The following is a 16,961-nucleotide window of genomic DNA, read 5'->3' as shown; positions in this document are numbered from 1 at the left end:
CGGCACAGGGCCCTTCCACCGGGGCCCCCGGCACAGGACCCGTCACCGGGACCCCCGGAACCCCCGGCACAGGGCCCCTTCACCGGAGCCCCCCCGGCCCCGGGTGTTCACGCCGATTCCACCCGGTGTGCACCCTGCGGGCGGGCGTTGTCACAGGCGCGTGCTCTCATGGGGGACATGATCGAAGAGACGGAAACCATCGAAGAGTTTCTCGCGGACCGCTCGGCCGACGTGGAGGAGGCGCTCCGCAAGGCCGCCGCGGCCGAGATCATGCCCCGCTTCCGCCGGCTCGCGGAGCACGAGATCGACCAGAAGTCCGGGCCGCACGACCTGGTCACCGACGCCGACCGGCTCGCCGAGCGGTACCTGACCGACACGCTCGCCGCCCTGCTGCCCGGCTCCCTCGTGGTCGGCGAGGAAGCGGTGCACGCCGACCCGGGGGTGTACGGGGCGATAGGCGGTGACGTCCCCGTCTGGATCGTCGACCCGGTGGACGGCACCCGCCAGTTCGTCCACGGCGATCCCGGCTTCTGCACGCTGATCGCCCTCACCCTGCGCGGTGCGGTGCTGGCCTCCTGGACCTACGCCCCGGCCCTCGACCGACTCGCCACAGCCGTACGCGGCCGCGGTGCCCGCCTCGACGGCGAACCGCTGCGCGCCGGCGCGCCCGAGCCGGGCCGCGCGCTGCAAGTGGCCACCTCCCACCCGGACTACACGACCGACGCGCAAAAGCGCGCCCTGCACGGTCTGTGGACGGACGGGTTCGCGCCCCGCCCCTGCGGCTCGGCGGGCCTGGAGTACCTCGCCGTCGCCCGCGGCGAGTCGGACGCGACCGCGTTCACCTGGGAAGCGGCCTGGGACCACGCGGCGGGCCTGCTCCTCGTCGAGGAGGCGGGCGGCACCCATCTGACCCTCACCGGCGAGCCGTTCCGCATCACCGGCGGCAACGCCCTGCCGTTCACGGCCGCGAGGGACGCGGCCACCGCCCGGCGGGTGACCGGCGTACTCACACCACCGGAGTGAGCCGTGCACCGGCAGCCCGGACCGTTCCCCTCCGTGGGGCCGACCCGCCTGCCCCGGCGACCGGACCGCCGGCCTACAGAGACCGGCCTACAGAGACCGGCCCACAGGGAGCGGACCGGTTCGCAGGGACGGGTCCGCAGAGACCGGCCCACAGGGACCGGACTGTTCGCAGAGACCGAACGGCAGAGACCGAACCGCAGAAGCCGGATCGCGGGGACCGGACCCTAGAGGCCGACCCCTGGAGGCCGGATCGCAGGGCCGGACCGCAGAAACCTCATCGCCGGCATACGACCCCAGCGGCCGGGCCCCTGACCGGTGACCACGGCGTCTGCCGGTCAGTGCGGCACCGCCACCGCTCCACCCCCGGCAGCGGCCACCGCGCCCTGTGCCGGAGGCGGCGCCCTGCGGTCCGGGGCGCCGGGCCGGCGGCATATCCTGGCCCGGACGACAGGTCCGCGTGGCCATCGGCTGACGAAGGGGTCCGAAGGTGCCGTCGATGCTCGATGTCGTGGTGGTGGGAGCGGGACCGAACGGCCTGACCGCCGCCGTGGAGCTGGCCCGCCGCGGCTTCTCCACAGCCGTGTTCGAGGCCCGTGACACGGTCGGCGGCGGTGCCCGCACCGAGGAGCTGACCCTCCCGGGCTTCCGGCACGACCCGTGCTCCGCCGCCCACCCCCTCGCCGTCAACTCGCCCGCCTTCCGTGCCCTGCCCCTGGACCGCTACGGCCTGCGCTGGCTCCACCCCGAGCTGCCCATGGCCCACCCCTTCCCCGACGGCACCGCCGCCGTCCTGGCCCGCTCCGTCGCCGAGACGGCCGCATCGTTCGGACCGCGTGACGCCGGCGCGTACCGCAGGCTGGTCGAGCCGTTCCTGCCCCACTGGGACACCCTGGCCCGCGACTTCATGTCCCTGCCGCTGACCGCGCTGCCCCGCGACCCGGTCACCCTCGTCCGCTTCGGACTGGCCGGGCTGCCGCCCTCGACCTGGCTGACCCGCCGCTTCCGCGACGAGCGGGCCAGGACGCTCTTCGCCGGCCTCGTCGCCCACGTGATGGCCCCGCTCGGCGGCTTCGCCACCGGCGCGATCGGCCTGGTCTTCGCGCTGGCGGCGCACGCCCGAGGCTGGCCGCTCGCCCGCGGCGGCTCGCAGGCGATCTCCGACGCCCTCGCCGGCTACCTCCAGGACCTCGGCGGCGCCGTGCACACCGACTACGAGGTCAAGCGCCTCGACGACCTGCCGCCCGCCCGGGCCTACGTCTTCGACACCTCGCCCACCGCCCTGGCCCGCATCGCTGGCCTCGGCCGCTACTACGACTCCTACCGGTACGGCCCCGGCGTCTTCAAGATCGACTACGCGCTGGACGGTCCCGTCCCCTGGACCGCAGAGGAGCCCCGGGCCGCCGGCACCGTGCAGATCGGCGCGGACAGCGCCGAGATCGGCGCCGCGCTGCGCGCCGCCTCCCGCGAGGGCCGCGCACCCGACAGACCCTTCCTCATCACCGTCCAGCCCACCGTCGTCGACCCCACCCGGGCCCCCGCGGGCAAGCACGTCTTCTGGGCGTACGGTCATGTGCCGGCCGGCTGGGACGGCGACCTCACCGACGCCGTCGAACGCCAACTGGAGCGCTACGCGCCCGGGTTCCGCGACCGCGTCCTCGCCCGGGCCACCGCGGGACCGGCCCAGCTCGCCGCACGCAACGCCAACTACGTCGGCGGCGACATCGCCTCCGGCGCGGTCTCCGGACTGCAGATCCTGCTCCGGCCCAAGCTCACCCTGTTCCCGTACCACACCCCGCACCCGGCCGTCTTCATCTGCTCCTCGGCCACTCCGCCGGGTCCCGGAGTGCACGGCATGTCCGGACACAACGCCGCCAAGGCGGTCTGGAGGAGGCTGAGACAGACATGACCCACCCTTCCGGCGCCGCCCCGGGGCCCGCCATCACCCTGGTCCTCGGCGACATCACCCGGCAGCGCGCCGACGCTCTGGTCAACGCCGCCAACTCCTCCCTGCTCGGCGGAGGCGGCGTCGACGGCGCCATCCACCGGCGCGGCGGGCCCGCCATCCTGGAGGAATGCCGTGCGCTGCGCGCCTCCAGGTACGGCAAGGGCCTGCCCACCGGCCGGGCCGTCGCCACCACCGCGGGCGCGCTGGACGCCCGCTGGGTGATCCACACCGTCGGACCGGTGTACCAGGGACCGGGCAGCGACCCGTCGCCCCTGGCGTCCTGCTACCGCGAGTCCCTGCGGGTCGCCGACGAGCTGGGCGCCCGTACGGTCGCCTTCCCGGCGATCTCCACCGGTGTCTACCGCTGGCCGCTCGACGACGCGGCCCGCATCGCCGTCCGGGCGGTGCGGGAGGCCAGGACCGCGGTCGAGGAGGTCAGGTTCGTGCTCTTCGACGAGCAGGCGTATCAGGCGTTCGCCGCGCGACTCGGCTGACTCCCGCCCGCCCGCGCCACCACCGGCGGCCCTGCGGGCGGACCCGCTCCGGGCGGACCCGTCCCGCGTGTCCGCCGCCGCCGACGGCCGGCGACGCACCATGATCTCCACGACGAGCCGTCCCCCGACCCGGTACCACCGCCCACCGCTCACCGACCCCCCGCCCGCGGTCCCGCCGCCCACCGATCCGCCGCCCACGGCCCGGCCGGCGACGAGCGGGCCGCCGCCCCGGCCGCCGGCCCGCCGCCCGCCGCCCGAACCTCCGAGGAGCTGCCCCGTGTCCGAGCCCCCGCTGCCCGCCGAGGCCGTCGCCCTGCTGCGCCGGCCCAACCCGTGCGTCATGGCCACCCTGCGCGCCGACGGCGCTCCGGTGTCCACCCCCACCTGGTACGTCTGGGACGACGACGGGCGCGTGCTGATCAGCCTGGACGAGGGCCGCGTACGCCTCAAGCACCTGCGCCGCGACCCCCGCGTCACCCTCACCGTCCTCGCCGGGGACGACTGGTACACGCACGTCACCCTGATCGGCCGGGTCACCGGACTGCGCGAGGACGAGGGCCTCGCCGACATCGACCGCATCGCCCGGCACTACACCGGCGGGCCCTACCCGGACCGGGTCCGGGCCCGGGTCAGTGCCCGGATCGAGGTCGACCGCTGGCACGGCTGGGGCGCGCTCAAGGACAGTGACCAGGCGTCCACCTGACCGGGCGGCCTCCCGCGCGGCCCGCTTCCACGACCGGGCCGCCCGGTGAGACGGGCCGGGCTCCGAGACCGGCCCGCCCCCGCGACCGGCCGGCTTTCGCGACGGGACGGCCTTCGCGACGGGAGCCGCGACCGGCCGGCTTCGGCCCCGCCCCTACTTCAGCCCCGCCCCTACTTCGGCGCCGACAGCCACGCGCCCAGCCAGTGGAAGGCCAGCGGGTACGACGCCGCGAACGTGTGGTAGTTGTGCCCGCCGCTGGGCAGCAACTGGGTGCGCACCTGCACCGAGGACGCCGCCGACGCCGCCAGGAACTTCTCGATGGAGGCGGGCGGGCTGACCCGGTCCTGGCGGGAGGTGGCGAGGAACAGGCTGACCCGGGCCGTGGAGCCGACGACGAGATCGGCCGGCGTGTTGGCCCGGCGCAGCTTGGGGTCCTTCAGGACCGCGGTGTCGCCCGTCAGCGGGTCCGGGTCGATGGCCGCGCCCGCACCGAAGATCTTCGGGTACTGCAGCGGCAGTTTCGCGGCGCAGTAGCCGCCGGTGGAGTAGCCCATCAGGCCCCAGCCCTTGCTGCCGCGCAGGGTGCGGAACTTGTGCCGGACCAGGTCGGGGACGTCGTAGGCCAGCCAGGTGGCGACCTTGCGGTCGGGAAGGTCGCTGCAGTCCGTGTCCACGCTGCCCGGGTCGATCACCGGCATCACCAGGATGAAGGGGTGCACCTTCCGCTGGTTCATGAGTTTCTCGAAGTCCCCGGGCATCCCGCCGTGCTCCAGCCAGGACTGCGGCGAACCGGGGACGCCGTGCATGAGGATCAGCACCGGGAACCGCTTCTTGCGGTAGGCGGGCTCCTTGTACTGCGGCGGCGTCCACACCAGGACCTGGCCCGACAGGGTCGAGCGGCTGCCGCGGAAATACGTGTCGAGCACGCCGTCGCGCGTCCCGTGGTTGAACTTGGCGCGGCTCACCGGCGGGCCGGGCATCGCGTCCGCGTTCGCACTGCTGGTCGTGCCCAGCAGGTCCTGCCAGGAGGCGTACAGCCCGTAGCTGTTGTTTATCCAGGTCGCCACCACGGTGATGGCGGTGAGCTGGCACAGGGCGATCATCGCGCCGTGCACCAGCCAGCGCACCGGTCGCGGCCCGCGCACCTTCGACCACACCGCGACCGTTGCGATCATCGCGAGGACCGTCGCGACGACGAGAACGAAGAAGAACGTCGCACCAGTCAGCGCCACGCGGCCACCTTCCCGTAGCGGCACGCCGCACCGGCGGCTGCCGTCCGAAAACCAAGAAGCCGGTGCGTCCACGGGCAGACCCTGCGAACCCCCAGCACCAACCAGGATGCAAAATGGGGAGCCCGGGTTGCCGATGCGCACACCGAAATACGGTGAAAAGTTCGCCAAGGCGATCCGGAGCCGCCCAGGACATGCAAGGGTGATGTCGGATTCCCGCCAGCGACCGGACGGCGGATGCAGGATCCTGGACCCATGCAGAAGGGGATGCACACCGACCGTGCACGCTGTGTCCGCGCCGTCCAGTCCAAGGACGAACGATTCGACGGCTGGTTCTTCACCGCCGTCCTGACCACCCGCATTTACTGCCGGCCCAGCTGTCCCGCGGTGCCGCCCAAGCCGGAGAACATGACGTTCCTGCCGAGCGCGGCCTCCTGCCAGCAGGCCGGGTTCCGGGCCTGCAAACGCTGCCGCCCCGACACCAGCCCCGGCTCACCGGAGTGGAACCGGCGCGCCGACCTCGTGGCCCGCGCCATGCGGCTCATCGCCGACGGTGTCGTGGACCGCGACGGCGTCCCCGGCCTCGCCGCCCGCCTCGGCTACAGCACCCGCCAGATCGAACGCCAGCTCCTCGCCGAACTCGGCGCGGGCCCGCTCGCGCTCGCCCGCGCCCAGCGCGCCCAGACCGCCCGGCTGCTCATCGAGACCACCGCCCTGCCGATGGCGGAGATCGCCTTCGCCGCGGGCTTCGCCTCGATCCGCGCCTTCAACGACACCGTGCGCGAGGTCTTCGCGCTCACCCCCAGCGAGCTGCGCGGCCGCACGCCCCGGCAGCCCGCCCCGGGCAGGGCGCCCGCCGTCACGCCCGGCGCCCTCTTCCTCCGCCTCCCCTTCCGCGCCCCGCTCAACCCGGACAACCTCTTCGGCCACCTCGCCGCGACCGCCGTACCCGGCGTCGAGGAGTGGCGCGACGGCGCCTTCCGCCGCACCCTGCGCCTGCCCTACGGGCACGGCATCACCGCCCTCACACCGCACCCGGACCACATCGCCTGCCGGCTCACCCTCAGCGACCTGCGCGACCTGCCCGTGGCCATCAGCCGCTGCCGCCGCATGCTCGACCTGGACGCCGACCCGGTCGCCGTCGACGACCAGCTGCGCGCCGACCCCGTCCTGGCCCCCCTGGTCGCCAAGGCCCCCGGCCGGCGTGTGCCGCGCACCGTCGACGAGGCCGAGTTCGCCGTCCGGGCCGTCCTCGGCCAGCAGGTCTCCACGGCCGCCGCCCGCACCCACGCGGCCCGCCTCGTCACCGCCCACGGCGAGCCGGTCGACGACCCCGACGGCGGCCTCACCCACCTCTTCCCGGCCCCCGAGGCGCTGGCCGCCGTCGACCCCGAGTCGCTGGCCATGCCCCGCAGCCGGCGCACCACCTTCACCACCCTCGTCCAGCGGCTGGCCGACCGCACCCTCCAGCTGGGGGTGGAGAGCGACTGGGCCCGGACCCGCGCCGACCTGCTGGCGCTGCCCGGCTTCGGCCCGTGGACCGCCGACGTCATCGCGATGCGCGCTCTCGGCGACCCCGACGCCTTCCTCCCCACCGACCTCGGCATCCGCCGCGCCGCCCGGGAACTGGGCCTGCCGTCCACCCCGGCCGCCCTCACCGCGCGTGCCGCGGCCTGGCGTCCCTGGCGGGCCTACGCCGTGCAGTACCTGTGGGCCACGGACAGCCACCCCATCAACTTCCTTCCCGTCTGAGGACGTTCGCCATGAAGCAGCACACCGTCATCGACAGCCCCTACGGCCCGCTCACGCTCGTCGCCGAGGACGGCGTCCTGTGCGGCCTGTACATGACCGACCAGCGCCACCGTCCGGCCCAGGAGACCTTCGGCGAGCCGCGAGGCGGCGCCTTCGCCGAGGCGGTGGAGCAGCTCGACGCGTACTTCGCGGGCCGCCGCCGGGAGTTCACCCTGCCGCTGCGCCTGACCGGCACCCCCTTCCAGCGCCGCGTGTGGGAGCAACTGCGCGCGATCCCCTACGGCGAGACCCGGACGTACGGCGAACTCGCCCACGCCCTCGGCAACCCCCAGGCATCCCGCGCCGTCGGCCTGGCCAACGGGAAGAACCCCATCGGCATCATCGTCCCGTGCCACCGCGTCATCGGGGCGAACGGCAGCCTCACCGGCTACGGCGGCGGCCTCGCCCGCAAGCGCCGGCTGCTCGACTTCGAACAGGGCGCCGGTCTCTTCTAGAGGTTGGGGGCGCTCTCGTCGCGCAGCCGGTCCAGCAGGGCGGGCAGTGAGGTGCCGATGGGTTCGCGGATCACCTCGTCGGCGATGTCGTCGTACGGCGTGGGTTCGGCGTTGACGACGACGAGCCGGGCGCCGTGGTCCGCGGCGACCCGCGCGAGCCCGGCGGCGGGGTGCACCTGCAGGCTCGTCCCCACGGCGATGAACACCTGGCAGGCCTTGGCGATGGCGACCGCCTCACCCAGCACGACCGCATCGAGGCGCTCGCCGAACATGACCGTGGCCGACTTGAGGATGCCGCCGCACCGCCGGCAGGGCGGATCGTCCTCGCCGGCCTCGACACGCGCGAGGGCGTCCTCCATGGGGCCGCGCGCATGACATTCGGTGCACACGAAGTCACGTACCGTGCCGTGCAGTTCGACGACCTTGCGGGCGGGCATCCCGGCGAGCTGGTGCAGCCCGTCCACGTTCTGGGTGATCACCCGGACGGGCACCCCGGAGCGTTCCAGCTCGGCCACCGCCCGGTGCGCGGCATTCGGCTCGGCCCCCAGCGTCCGGTTCTCGCGCCGCATCCGCCAGGACCGCCGCCGGATCTCCGGATCGCCCATGTAGTACGCGTAGGTCACGAGCTTCTCGGCTTCGGGGTCCTTGCGCCACAGCCCGTTGGGGCCGCGGTAGTCCGGGATGCCGGAGTCGGTGGAGACACCGGCTCCGCTCAGGAGGGCGACGAGGGGCTTGGCCATGGGTCCGAGGGTAGGACGGGCGGGCGGACCCGGCGAATCCTTTGTCAGGGGTACGGACGGTACGGGCCTGACGGGAGCCGGCGCGGGGAGGACCGCGGCGCGGTCAGCCCACGCGGTACCCGTTCTCCAGTTCCGCGGTGCCCGCGCCCTCGGTGAGCACGTCCAGGGCGGCCAGGACCCGCCGGCCCAGCGAGCCCGCCAGATGGGCGGCGAGGTCGTCGCGCGCCACCAGGCGCCAGGACAGCAGTTCCTCCTCCTGGAGCCGGATCGCCTTGAAGTCCTCCTCCGCGAGGATCCCGCCGTCGTAGAGGTAGGCCACCAGCGGCGGGCGGCCGGTGCCGGGCACCCAGTCCACCGCGAGCAGCCGCCCGAGCGGGCGGTCGAGGCCGATCTCCTCCAGGGTCTCGCGGCGCGCCCCCTGGCGGGGGCTCTCCCCGGTGTCCGATTCGACCGTGCCGCCCGGCAGCGCCCAGCCCTCCCGGTAGTTCGGCTCGACGAGCAGCACCCGCCCCTGGGCGTCACGGAAGAGGGCGGCGGCACCGGCGAGCACACGGGGCAGGCCGGCGATGTAGGTGGCGTAGTCCGCAGTGGTCATCCAGGAAGGGTAAGGGCAACCGGGGGAGGGGCGGGCACGGTCGCGGAGCTTCCCGGAGGCCCGGCGCTCGCCGGGGCAGGCCCTTCCCGGGACGGCCCGGTGCCGCTCGGGCCGCTGCTCGGTCAGGGCCCGCCGCTTCTCAGGGAGCGGGCGGGGCATGACGGCGGGGGGCGTCGCCGGTTATGGTCACAGCGGCGCGGCTGGCCCCCTGACGTGCGGGGCCCGGAGAGCAAGGGGATGCAAGGTGGCGGACGCTGCAGTGCACGGCACCCGCAGGGTGCTGGTTGCCGCGGACAAGTTCAAGGGCTCGCTGACGGCCGTGCAGGTCGCCGAGCGGGTGACGGCCGGGCTGCGCAGGGTCGTGCCGGACCTGGAGGTCGAGGCGCTGCCCGTGGCCGACGGCGGCGACGGCACCGTGGACGCGGCGGTCGCGGCCGGGTTCGAGCGCCGTGAGGTACGGGTCACCGGCCCCCTCGGCGAGGCGGTGACGGCCGCGTTCGCGCTGCGCGGCGACACCGCGGTCGTGGAGATGGCCGAGGCCAGCGGGTTGCAGCGGCTTCCGGCCGGTGTCTTCGCGCCGCTGACGGCCTCCACGTACGGCTCGGGTGAGCTGCTGCGGGCCGCGCTGGAGGCGGGCGCGCGGACGATCGTGTTCGGGGTCGGCGGCAGCGCGACCACCGACGGCGGCGCGGGCATGCTCAGCGCGCTCGGCGCGCGCTTCCTGCGGGCCGACGGGGAGCCGGTCGCGCCCGGCGGCGGGGGTCTGGCGGACCTCGCGCACGCGGATCTGTCCGCGCTCGACCCGCGGCTCGCCGACGTCGAGTTCGTGCTCGCCAGCGACGTCGACAACCCGCTGACCGGGCCCAAGGGCGCCGCGGCGGTCTATGGGCCGCAGAAGGGCGCCTCGCCCGAGGACGTGGAGACGCTGGACGCGGCCCTCGCGCACTACGCGAAGGTGCTGGAGGGGGCGATCGGGGCCAGGGCCGCCGAGTACGCCGCCTCGCCCGGCGCCGGTGCCGCGGGCGGTATCGGGTACGGCGCGCTCATCCTCGGTGCCCGGTTCCGGGCCGGGATCGAGGTCATGCTCGACGTGCTCGGCTTCGCGCCGGCGCTTCAGCGGGCCTCCCTGGTGATCACCGGTGAGGGTTCGCTGGACGAGCAGACCCTGCACGGCAAGGCCCCGGCCGGGGTCGCCGCCGCCGCCCGCGCGGCGGACAAGGAGGTCGTCGCGGTGTGCGGGCGGCTCGCGCTCGCCCCCGAGGTGCTGGGCCGGGCGGGGATCCGCCGGGCCTACGCGCTCACGGACATCGAGCCGGACGTGGCCAAGTGCATCGCGGACGCCGGGCCGATCCTGGAGCGGGTGGCCGAGCGCATCGGCGAGCACTTCCTGCGCTGACCCGGCCGGCGACGGACGAACGGAAGGGCCCCGGAACCGTACGGTTCCGGGGCCCTTGTGCGTGCCGAGGGGTTACGGGAGCTGCGCCGCCCGTGCCTCGCGCCGGTTGTCGCGGAAGTTGTTGACCCGGCGGGCCGTGGCGAACAGCGGGATCACCGCGCCCATCACCAGTTGGAGCGCGCAGCCGGTCTGCAGCAGCAGCTGACCGCTCGGGGCGTCGAAGGCCCAGGCGGCCAGCAGGCCCATCGACAGCACGATCCAGGAGAGCATCGCCACCGCGAGACGGCCGCGCGGCTTGGGGTACTCCACGCGGCTCACCATCAGCCACGCCGTGCCGAGGATCGCCAGCAGCGTCGCCACGAAGGGCAGCTCCAGCAGGACGACGGAGACCACCGTCAGCGCGCCGAACGGCGAGGGCATGCCCTGGAACACGCCGTCCTTCATCGTCACGCAGGAGAATCTCGCCAGCCGCAGGACGACCGCGAGGAGTACGACGATCGCGCCGAGCGCCGCCATCCGCTGGTGGGCGTCGTCGGCGACCATGCCGTAGACCAGCACGAAGTAGGCCGGGGCCAGGCCGAAGCTGATCAGGTCGGAGAGGTTGTCCAGCTCCGCTCCCATGGGGGAGGAGCGCAGCTTGCGCGCGACCAGCCCGTCGAACAGGTCGAAGACCGCCGCGCACAGCATCAGGATGACCGCCGTGGCGGCGCTGTGCCGGGCCATGCCCGACTCCTGGCTGCCGGTGAGGTGCGGGATCAGGATGCCGGTGGTGGTGAAGTACACCGCCATGAACCCGCACGTGGCGTTGCCCAGGGTGAGGGTGTCCGCTATCGACAGGCGCAGCGAGAGGGGCATCTCCTCCTCGTCGTCCATGTCGTCGGCCTCGGGCACCCAGCCGGCCTGGGTCTCGGGATCAATCACGGTCAATGCGAGTCACCCCAGCCACGGTCTTCTGGCCGACCTCCACCGCGACCTCCACGCCCTCGGGCAGGTAGAGGTCGACGCGCGAGCCGAAGCGGATCAGACCGATCCGGTCGCCCTGCTCGACCTTGGTGCCCGACGGGAGATAGGGGACGATGCGGCGGGCCACCGCGCCGGCGATCTGGATCATCTCGATGTCGCCGAGTTCGGTGTCGAAGTGCCAGACGACCCGCTCGTTGTTCTCGCTCTCCTTGTTGAACGCCGGAACGAACCCGCCGGGAACGTGCTCGACCGACGTGACCGTGCCGGAGAGCGGGGCGCGGTTGACGTGGACGTTCAGCGGGCTCATGAAGATCGCGACGCGGGTGCGGCCGTCCTTCCACGGCATGATGCTCTGCACCACACCGTCGGCGGGCGAGATGACCCGGCCCGGGGTGATCTCGCGCTCGGGGTCGCGGAAGAACCACAGCATCCCCGCCGCGAGCGCGGTGGCGGGGACGGCTACTGCCTTGGCCACGCCCGAGCGGCGGGCGCGGACCAGGCTGACGGCTGCGGTGGCGACGGTCGGCAGAAGCCACGGCGATGCTCCGCGCGCGAGGCGTACGCCGGCGAGGCTGTCGCGAGGTGCAGAGGTTTGGCTGTGGGGCATGGATGACCTTCGTAGCGGATGATGCCGCGCTCTCGACGGGGGACGGCGGCTTTCCGCGATCGTAGCGGTTAAGGGCCACAACTGGGTAAGCCGGGAAGCCGAGTCGACGGCCGAAGACCGCTGACGGGGTGTGATCTTCTTCTCGGATAAAACACCCCGTATGCGGACATTCAGCCTTGGAACCGATACTCCTCGAGCAGCCGGCGGCCGATGATCATTTTCTGGATCTCGGCGGTACCTTCACCGATGAGCAGCATCGGGGCCTCGCGGTAGAGACGCTCGATCTCGTACTCCTTCGAGAAGCCGTAGCCGCCGTGGATGCGGAAGGCGTCCTCGACGACCTCCTTGCAGTATTCGGAGGCCAGGTACTTCGCCATGCCCGCCTCAAGGTCATTGCGCTGGCCGGAATCCTTCTTCCGGGCCGCGTTCACCATCATGGCATGAGCGGCCTCGACCTTGGTGGCCATCTCGGCCAGTTTGAACTGAATGGCCTGGTGCTGGGCGATCGGCTTGCCGAAGGTGTGCCGCTGCTGCGCGTAGCGCACGCCCAGCTCGAAGGCGCGCTGGGCGACACCGCAGCCGCGGGCCGCCACGTTCACCCGGCCGACCTCGACTCCGTCCATCATCTGGTAGAAGCCGCGGCCGGTGACCCCGCCGAGCACCCGGTCGGCCGGGACCCGCAGGCCGTCCATGATCAGCTCGGTGGTGTCGACGCCCTTGTAGCCCATCTTGTCGATCTTGCCGGGGATGGTCAGACCCGGCCGCACCTCACCGAAGCCGGGCTCCTTCTCCACCAGGAAGGTCGTCATCGACCTGTGCGGGGCCGTCCCCTCCGGGTGACCCTCGTCACTGCGCACCAGCACCGCGACCAGCGAGGACGTGCCGCCGTTGGTCAGCCACATCTTCTGGCCGGTCAGGACGTACTCCTCGCCGTCCCGCACCGCCTTCGAGGTGATCGCCGACACGTCCGAGCCGAGGGCCGGCTCCGACATCGAGAAGGCGCCCCGGACCTCGCCGAGGGCCATCCTCGGCAGGAAGTGGTCCTTCTGCTCCCGCGTGCCGTGCTGCTTGAGCATGTACGCGACGATGAAGTGGGTGTTGATGATGCCGGACACCGACATCCAGCCGCGCGCGATCTCCTCCACGCACAGCGCGTACGTCAGCAGCGACTCGCCCAGTCCCCCGTACTCCTCGGGGATCATCAGACCGAACAGGCCCAGCTCCTTGAGGCCGTCCACGATCTGCTGCGGGTACTCGTCGCGGTGCTCCAGCTCGGTCGCGACCGGGATGATCTCCTTGTCGACGAAGTCCCGCACGGTGGAGACGATCTCCTGCTGGACGTCGGTGAGACCGTGGGTCTGGGCGAGACGGCTCATCTACTTCTTCCCCTGTTCCTTCGGTTCGGGGCGGCCCGGCTGCTCGCCGCCGCGCTCCTTGATGTACGTCGCGGTCGGCACCATCACCTTGCGGCGGAAGACGCACACCACCGTGCCGTCCTGCTTGTAGCCCCGGGTCTCGACGTGCACGATGCCGCGGTCGTCCTTGGACTTCGAGGGCCACTTGTCCAGCACGGTCGTCTCGCCGTAGAGGGTGTCGCCGTGGAAGGTCGGCGCCACGTGCCTGAGCGATTCGATCTCCAGGTTGGCGATCGCCTTGCCGGACACGTCGGGCACGCTCATGCCGAGCAGCAGGGAGTAGACGTAGTTCCCGACCACCACGTTCTTGCCGAAGTCCGTCGTCTCCCCGGCGTAGTGCGCGTCCAGGTGGAGCGGGTGGTGGTTCATGGTGAGGAGGCAGAAGAGGTGGTCGTCGTACTCGGTGACCGTCTTGCCGGGCCAGTGCTTGTAGACCGCGCCGACCTCGAACTCCTCGTAGGTGCGTCCGAACTGCATCGCGCTCAGGCCTCCGGGATCTCGAACTTGCTGGTGCGCCGCATGCCGGCGGCGCGGCCCTTGCCCGCGACGACCAGCGCCATCTTGCGGCTGGCCTCGTCGATCATCTCGTCGCCGAGCATCGCCGAGCCCTTCTTGCCGCCGGCCTCCGAGGTGCAGTACTCGTAGGCGTCCAGGATCAGCTCGGCGTGGTCGTAGTCCTCCTGGGAGGGCGAGAAGACCTCGTTGGCGGCCTCCACCTGACCGGGGTGCAGCACCCACTTGCCGTCGAAGCCCAGCGCCGCGGCGCGCTGCGCGACCTCGCGGAAGCCGTCCACGTTGCGGATCTGCAGGTAGGGGCCGTCGATCGCCTGGAGGTCGTGGGCCCGGGCCGCCATCAGGATCTTCATCAGGATGTAGTGGTAGGCGTCCGCGGGGTAGCCGGGCGGCTGCTCGCCCACGACCAGCGTCTTCATGTTGATGGAGGCCATGAAGTCGGCCGGGCCGAAGATGATCGTCTCGGTGCGCGGCGAGGCGGCGGCGATCTCGTTGACGTTGTTCAGGCCCCGCGCGTTCTCGATCTGCGCCTCGATGCCGATGCGGCCCACCTCGAAGCCCATGGTCTTCTCGATCTGCGTCAGCAGCAGGTCGAGCGCCACGACCTGCTCGGCGCTCTGCACCTTCGGCAGCATGATGCAGTCCAGGTTCTGGCCGGCGCCCTCGACGACGGTGACGACGTCGCGGTACGTCCATTCGGTCGTCCAGTCATTGACCCGGACCACCCGCGTCTTTCCGCTCCAGTCGCCCTCGTTGAGGAACTTGACGATGGTGTGCCGCGCCTCGGGCTTGGCCAGCGGAGCGCACGCGTCCTCCAGGTCGAGGAAGACCTGGTCGGCGGGCAGGCCCTGCGCCTTCTCCAGGAAGCGCGGGTTGCTGCCGGGGACGGCCAGGCAGGAGCGCCGCGGGCGCAGTCGGTTGACCTGCGGAGCGGGACTGGTCATGCGGGGACCTCCAGGGGGTCGAGCTTGTTCGCTGTGCGGATCTCGTCCACGATGCGGCCGATGATGCCGGTGATGTCGAAGTCCTTCGGGGTGAACACCGCGGCCACTCCGGCGGCCCTCAGCTGTTCGGCGTCACCGCCAGGGATGATGCCACCGGCGATCACCGGGATGTCTGTGGCACCGGCCACACGCAGCCGCTCCAGCACGTCCGGCACCAGTTGCGCGTGCGAGCCGGAGAGGATGGACAGGCCGACCGCGTGCACGTCCTCGGCCAGGGCCGCGTCCACGATCTGCTCGGGGGTCAGCCGGATGCCCTGGTAGACCACCTCGAACCCGGCGTCGCGGGCCCGCACCGCGATCTGCTCGGCGCCGTTGGAGTGCCCGTCCAGGCCCGGCTTGCCGACCAGGAAGCGCAGCTTGCCGACGCCGAGATCGCGGGCGGTGGCGTCCACCTTGCGGCGCACGTCGTGCAGCGCCGAGCCCTCCGCCGCGGTGACCGCGACCGGCGCGGACGAGACGCCCGTCGGCGCGCGGAACTCGCCGAACACCTCGCGCAGGGCCCCGGCCCACTCGCCGGTGGTGACTCCGGCGCGGGCGCACTCCAGGGTGGCCTCCATGAGGTTGTCGGTGCCCTTCGCGGCCTCCTTCAGCTTCTCCAGCGCCTTGCACGGGCGCGGGTGGTTGAAGGGCGGCTGGTAGCGGGTGTCGCGCCAGTGCTGCAGCGCGGCGATGACACGGGCCTCGACAGCCGGGTCGACCGTCTGGATGGCTGTGTCCAGGTCCGCGGTCAGCGGACTGCGCTCGGTCGTCTCGAAGATGTTGACGCCCACGATCTTCTCCTGACCGGACTCGATACGGGCCCGCCGCTCGGCGTGCGAGGAGACGAGCTGCGACTTGAGGTAGCCGGACTCGACGGCGGCCATCGCGCCGCCCATCTCCTGGATCCGCTCGATCTCGGCCAGGGACTCCTCGACGAGTTTCGCGACCTTCGCCTCGATGACGTGTGAACCCTCGAAGATGTCCTCGTACTCCAGCAGGTCGCTCTCGTGCGCCAGCACCTGCTGGATGCGCAGGGACCACTGCTGGTCCCAGGGGCGGGGCAGACCCAGGGCCTCGTTCCAGGCCGGCAGCTGCACGGCACGCGCGCGGGCGTCCTTGGAGAGGGTCACGGCCAGCATCTCCAGCACGATCCGCTGGACGTTGTTCTCCGGCTGCGCCTCGGTCAGCCCCAGGGAGTTGACCTGGACGCCGTAGCGGAAGCGGCGGTGCCTGGGGTCCTGGATGCCGTAGCGCTCCAGCGTGATCCTGTCCCAGATCCGTCCGAAGGCGCGCATCTTGCACATCTCCTCGACGAACCGGACGCCCGCGTTCACGAAGAAGGAGATGCGTCCGACGACGTCGCCCATGCGCTCCGGCGGCACCTGGCCGCTGTCGCGCACGGCGTCCAGGACGGCGATCGCGGTGGACATCGCGTAGGCGATCTCCTGCACCGGCGTGGCCCCGGCCTCCTGCAGGTGGTAGCTGCAGATGTTGATCGGGTTCCACTTGGGGAGGTGGGAGACCGTGTACGCGATCATGTCGGTGGTCAGGCGCAGCGACGGACCCGGCGGGAAGACGTGCGTGCCCCGGGACAGGTACTCCTTGACGATGTCGTTCTGGGTCGTGCCCTGGAGCTTGGTGACGTCGGCGCCCTGCTCCTCGGCGACGACCTGGTAGAGCGCCAGCAGCCACATGGCCGTGGCGTTGATCGTCATCGAGGTGTTCATCTGCTCCAGGGGGATGTCCTGGAACAGCCTGCGCATGTCACCCAGGTGCGCGACCGGCACCCCCACCCGGCCGACCTCGCCGCGGGCGAGGACGTGGTCGGCGTCGTACCCGGTCTGGGTCGGCAGGTCGAAGGCGACCGACAGACCGGTCTGCCCCTTGGCGAGGTTGCGCCGGTACAGCTCGTTGGACGCCTCGGCGGTGGAGTGGCCGGCGTAGGTGCGCATGAGCCACGGCCGGTCCCTCTCCCTTCGCGCCCGCGGCGCGGGGCGCTCCGTGCCGGTGCCGGTGTCCCCCGGCCCCTCGCCGTGCTTCCTGGTCTTCGTCTCCTGCGACACCGGCGCGCCCTGCGCCGCAGGCACCGTCCGACGCTCAGTCATCTCT

16 protein-coding genes are annotated in these 16,961 nt (G+C 72.4%); 7 read left to right on the top strand and 9 right to left on the bottom strand.

What is annotated here, in order from left to right; all coding sequences use genetic code 11:
- Positions 1-177 precede the first annotated feature (177 nt).
- The 4 genes from ABZ719_RS27845 (at position 178) to ABZ719_RS27830 (ending at position 4,165) form a co-directional block, all read left to right on the top strand.
- Positions 178-1,023 carry an inositol monophosphatase family protein gene (locus ABZ719_RS27845; protein WP_366727916.1) on the top strand — a complete coding sequence of 282 codons (846 nt, stop codon included), beginning with the start codon at positions 178-180 and terminating at the stop codon, positions 1,021-1,023.
- 496 nt (positions 1,024-1,519) lie between these two features.
- Positions 1,520-2,929: an NAD(P)/FAD-dependent oxidoreductase gene (locus ABZ719_RS27840; protein WP_366727915.1), complete on the top strand. Its 1,410-nt coding sequence runs from the start codon at positions 1,520-1,522 to the stop codon at positions 2,927-2,929.
- Positions 2,926-3,462 carry an O-acetyl-ADP-ribose deacetylase gene (locus ABZ719_RS27835; protein ID WP_366727914.1) on the top strand — a complete coding sequence of 179 codons (537 nt, stop codon included), beginning with the start codon at positions 2,926-2,928 and terminating at the stop codon, positions 3,460-3,462. The genes ABZ719_RS27840 and ABZ719_RS27835 overlap by 4 nt, the downstream gene beginning before the upstream one ends.
- Before the next feature lie 277 nt (positions 3,463-3,739).
- A complete protein-coding gene (locus ABZ719_RS27830; RefSeq protein ID WP_366727913.1) occupies positions 3,740-4,165 on the top strand; it encodes a PPOX class F420-dependent oxidoreductase in 426 nt (141 codons plus the stop codon).
- 170 nt (positions 4,166-4,335) lie between these two features.
- Here ABZ719_RS27830 and ABZ719_RS27825 read toward each other — a convergent pair whose 3' ends face one another.
- Positions 4,336-5,397 (bottom strand): alpha/beta hydrolase-fold protein, encoded by a 1,062-nt coding sequence (locus ABZ719_RS27825; protein ID WP_366727912.1) that lies wholly within the window; start codon positions 5,395-5,397, stop codon positions 4,336-4,338.
- Between the two features lie 252 nt (positions 5,398-5,649).
- Between ABZ719_RS27825 and ABZ719_RS27820 the strand changes: the two genes are divergently transcribed.
- Together ABZ719_RS27820 and ABZ719_RS27815 are read left to right on the top strand one after the other, a co-directional pair.
- A complete protein-coding gene (locus ABZ719_RS27820; RefSeq protein ID WP_366727911.1) occupies positions 5,650-7,146 on the top strand; it encodes an AlkA N-terminal domain-containing protein in 1,497 nt (498 codons plus the stop codon).
- An 11-nt stretch (positions 7,147-7,157) separates the two neighbouring features.
- Positions 7,158-7,640 carry a methylated-DNA--[protein]-cysteine S-methyltransferase gene (locus tag ABZ719_RS27815; RefSeq protein ID WP_366727910.1) on the top strand — a complete coding sequence of 161 codons (483 nt, stop codon included), beginning with the start codon at positions 7,158-7,160 and terminating at the stop codon, positions 7,638-7,640.
- On the opposite strand, the gene ABZ719_RS27810 is transcribed toward ABZ719_RS27815, so the two are convergent.
- Together ABZ719_RS27810 and ABZ719_RS27805 are read right to left on the bottom strand one after the other, a co-directional pair.
- Complete coding sequence (locus tag ABZ719_RS27810; RefSeq protein WP_366727909.1) at positions 7,637-8,380, bottom strand: Sir2 family NAD-dependent protein deacetylase; 744 nt, start codon at positions 8,378-8,380, stop codon at positions 7,637-7,639. The two genes, ABZ719_RS27815 and ABZ719_RS27810, sit on opposite strands and share 4 nt — an antisense overlap.
- 103 nt (positions 8,381-8,483) lie before the next feature.
- Positions 8,484-8,975 (bottom strand): NUDIX hydrolase, encoded by a 492-nt coding sequence (locus ABZ719_RS27805; RefSeq protein WP_366727908.1) that lies wholly within the window; start codon positions 8,973-8,975, stop codon positions 8,484-8,486.
- Positions 8,976-9,252: 277 nt separating this feature from the next.
- On the opposite strand from ABZ719_RS27805, the gene ABZ719_RS27800 reads away from it, so the two are divergent.
- On the top strand, positions 9,253-10,371 hold the full coding sequence (locus ABZ719_RS27800; RefSeq protein ID WP_366727948.1) for a glycerate kinase: 1,119 nt from the start codon (positions 9,253-9,255) through the stop codon (positions 10,369-10,371).
- Between the two features lie 72 nt (positions 10,372-10,443).
- Here the strand turns inward: ABZ719_RS27800 and pssA are convergent, their stop codons facing one another.
- From pssA to ABZ719_RS27770, 6 genes are all read right to left on the bottom strand, one after another.
- Positions 10,444-11,262 (bottom strand): CDP-diacylglycerol--serine O-phosphatidyltransferase, encoded by an 819-nt coding sequence (gene pssA, locus ABZ719_RS27795; RefSeq protein WP_366727947.1) that lies wholly within the window; start codon positions 11,260-11,262, stop codon positions 10,444-10,446.
- Positions 11,263-11,284: 22 nt separating this feature from the next.
- On the bottom strand, positions 11,285-11,941 hold the full coding sequence (locus ABZ719_RS27790) for a phosphatidylserine decarboxylase (RefSeq protein ID WP_078884257.1): 657 nt from the start codon (positions 11,939-11,941) through the stop codon (positions 11,285-11,287).
- 170 nt (positions 11,942-12,111) lie between these two features.
- On the bottom strand, positions 12,112-13,317 hold the full coding sequence (locus tag ABZ719_RS27785; protein WP_366727907.1) for an acyl-CoA dehydrogenase family protein: 1,206 nt from the start codon (positions 13,315-13,317) through the stop codon (positions 12,112-12,114).
- Positions 13,318-13,833 (bottom strand): MaoC family dehydratase, encoded by a 516-nt coding sequence (locus tag ABZ719_RS27780; protein ID WP_366727906.1) that lies wholly within the window; start codon positions 13,831-13,833, stop codon positions 13,318-13,320.
- Between the two features lie 5 nt (positions 13,834-13,838).
- Positions 13,839-14,813 carry a CoA ester lyase gene (locus ABZ719_RS27775; protein ID WP_366727905.1) on the bottom strand — a complete coding sequence of 325 codons (975 nt, stop codon included), beginning with the start codon at positions 14,811-14,813 and terminating at the stop codon, positions 13,839-13,841.
- On the bottom strand, positions 14,810-16,957 hold the full coding sequence (locus tag ABZ719_RS27770; RefSeq protein ID WP_366727904.1) for a protein meaA: 2,148 nt from the start codon (positions 16,955-16,957) through the stop codon (positions 14,810-14,812). The genes ABZ719_RS27775 and ABZ719_RS27770 overlap by 4 nt, the downstream gene beginning before the upstream one ends.
- Between the last annotated feature and the right edge of the window lie 4 nt (positions 16,958-16,961).

The sequence above is a fragment of the Streptomyces sp. NPDC006743 genome, from assembly GCF_040703815.1.
Taxonomy (GTDB): domain Bacteria; phylum Actinomycetota; class Actinomycetes; order Streptomycetales; family Streptomycetaceae; genus Streptomyces.
Note: the sequence above shows the minus strand (reverse complement) of the source record. Positions and strands in the feature narration are given on the sequence as shown.